3 protein-coding genes are annotated in these 2310 nt (G+C 71.1%); 2 read left to right on the forward strand and 1 reads right to left on the reverse strand.

Annotation, left to right across the window (positions count from 1 at the left end; genetic code table 11):
• Positions 1-185: 185 nt before the first annotated feature.
• Together GKQ77_RS31745 and pgfA are read left to right on the forward strand one after the other, a co-directional pair.
• Positions 186-320, forward strand: a complete 135-nt coding sequence (locus GKQ77_RS31745; RefSeq protein WP_219692572.1) for an SPW_0924 family protein — start codon at positions 186-188, stop codon at positions 318-320.
• Between the two features lie 34 nt (positions 321-354).
• A complete protein-coding gene (pgfA, locus tag GKQ77_RS31750) occupies positions 355-1380 on the forward strand; it encodes a cell envelope lipid trafficking protein PgfA (RefSeq protein WP_219692573.1) in 1026 nt (341 codons plus the stop codon).
• Here pgfA and GKQ77_RS31755 read toward each other — a convergent pair.
• A partial coding sequence (locus tag GKQ77_RS31755) for an ATP-dependent helicase C-terminal domain-containing protein (RefSeq protein ID WP_308117845.1) occupies positions 1377-2310 on the reverse strand: 934 nt, incomplete at its 5' end. The two genes, pgfA and GKQ77_RS31755, sit on opposite strands and share 4 nt — an antisense overlap.

Raw genomic sequence — 2310 nt, forward strand, 5'->3', positions numbered from 1 at the left:
CAGCCCCGGCGACCCCGGCCGACTAGCCGGCCGCCCGCCTCCTCACCCAGGACCGCCCCTCGCCCTCCACGGCGCAGGGGCGGTCCTGTGTTGCGCGACGTGTTCTCATCTCGCCCCCACGTTGCTACGGTGCCCGCCCTGACGCCCTATCAGCCGTGGCCGCGAGCCGACCAGGGAGGCCCCGCATGCGTGCCCTCATCGCCGCCGCGACCGGCCTCGCCGCCGCCGTCGCCCTGATCCTGACGATCACCGCGATCGGCGCTCCGGCCGGCGAGACGTCACCCGAACCGCTCCTCACCACAGTCCCCGAGCACCCATAGACGTGCACCCATAGACGGAGGGAGGGTCGCCGCGATGCGCCGCAAGGCCGGCCTCGTCCTGCTCGCCCTCGCCGTGTTCTTCACGGCCATGTCCCCGCTCACGCGCTGGTACGCCTTCCCGCGTCTGGCGAAGGTCCCGGCCAACCAGTACCAGGAGGCGGTCCTGGAGGCGGAGGACCCGACCCTCATCGACTACGGCACCATGCAGGCCAAGAAGATCGACAAGGTCACCATCGTGCAGACCCTCAAGGGCAACGTGGAGGCCTCGGAGAAGATCGAGAAGGCGGACGGGGACTCCTCCCGCGACGTCGTCGTCTGGGACGCGCTCTCCTACGTCCAGGACGCCGACGGCAAGATGGTCTCCAAGATCCCTGAGCGCTATATCTTCGACGCGCACAGCCAGGAGCCGGTGCACGCCCCCGGGGAGTCGGTCGACGGGGACCCCGTCAAGCGCCAGGGCATCGAGTTCAAGTGGCCCTTCCTGACGGAGAAGCGGGACTACGAGTACTTCGACGCGCAGGCCCGCGTCACCAAACCCATCCACTACAAGGGCGAACGGACCTTCCGCGGCGTGCGGGTCTACTACTTCGAGCAGACCATCCCCTGGACCAAGGTGCCCTTCCCCAAGACGATGCCGGTCAAGGGCATCACCCCGAAGTCCCTCGCCGGGACCGGCACCACCCGCTGGTACACCACGGTCCGCAAGTTCTGGGTGGAGCCGACCACCGGGGCGCCCGTCTACGGCGAGGAGATCCAGAAGAACGAACTGCGCGGCGGCACGCTCCTCGGCGAACGCGACAAGGTGACGGTCTTCGCCGGGCACGTGAAGATGCGCGAGGACTACATCGAGAGCACGGTCGACCTGGTGAAGTCCCAGCGCGTCCTGGTGCTCCTGCTCACCTCCTACCTCCCCTGGGGCTTCCTCGCCCTCGGCCTGCTCCTGCTCGCGCTCTCCTTCTGGCTGGAGGTTCGCGGTCGCAGGGCGCACGGCTCCGGGCCGGCCACGTCGAACGACGACGACCCGGAACCGGAACCGGAGCCGAAACCGATCAGCGCCTAGGCGTCGTTGTCGCGCCGTCGCGCCTCGCGGGCCTTCGTGTACCGGGTCGGCTCGGCCGCCGCCGGATCCTGTGGCCAGGGGTGCTTGGGATAGCGGCCGCGCAGCTCGGAGCGCACCGCGCGGTAGCCGTCACGCCAGAAGGAGGCCAGATCGGCGGTGACGGCGGCGGGGCGGCCCGCGGGGGAGAGCAGATGGACGAGGACGGGTACGGCGCCGCCCGCGATCCGCGGTGTCCGCGCGAGGCCGAACATCTCCTGCAACTTCACCGCGAGTACGGGCTGTTCGGGGTCGGAGTAGTCGATCCGGATCCTGGACCCGCTCGGTACCTCAAGCCGCTCCGGGGCGAGCGCGTCGAGGCGGGCGGCCTCGCCGGTCGCCCACGGCAGGAGGCGTGTGAGGGCCTGTCCGGCGTCGATGCGGGCGAGGTCGGCGCGGCGGCGCGCCTTGGACAGCTCGGGCTCCAGCCACTCGTCCACGCGCGCGTGGAGGGCGTCCTCCGATACGTCGGGCCAGGGAGCCCCCAGATGCCGGTGCAGGAACGCAAGCCGCTCGCGCAGCTCCTGAGCGCCCCGGGACCACTTCAGCAACCCCATACCCTCCTCACGCAACCCCGTGAGCAGGCCCTTTCGTACGAGGGTGGGGTCGGGGTTCCGCAAGGGGCGCACCGTCAACTCGATGGCCCCGAGCCGTTCGACGCGCCGGGCCACCAGGTCGCCCCCGGACCAGGCCACTTCGGCCCGCTCCGAGAGCAGGGGGGCGGCGGCGCCGCGCGCGATGTCCTCGTCGATGTGCGCGGCCAGCTGCACGCGGGCATGGCCGGCGCCGACGGGGCGGTCGGCGACGGCGACAGCGATCCACTCGGCTCCGGCCAGCGCGGAGCTTGCCTTCAACTCGGCGCGGGTCCCATTGGCCATGAGATAGACCCCGCCC

The sequence above is a fragment of the Streptomyces anatolicus genome (assembly GCF_019400875.1).
In the GTDB taxonomy this organism is placed as follows: domain Bacteria; phylum Actinomycetota; class Actinomycetes; order Streptomycetales; family Streptomycetaceae; genus Streptomyces; species Streptomyces anatolicus.

Coding starts and splice junctions, on each gene's coding strand:
- GKQ77_RS31745 (WP_219692572.1), top strand. CDS start 186: ATGCGTGCCCTCATCGCCGCCGCGACCGGCCTCGCCGCCGCCGTCGCC.
- pgfA (WP_219692573.1), top strand. CDS start 355: ATGCGCCGCAAGGCCGGCCTCGTCCTGCTCGCCCTCGCCGTGTTCTTC.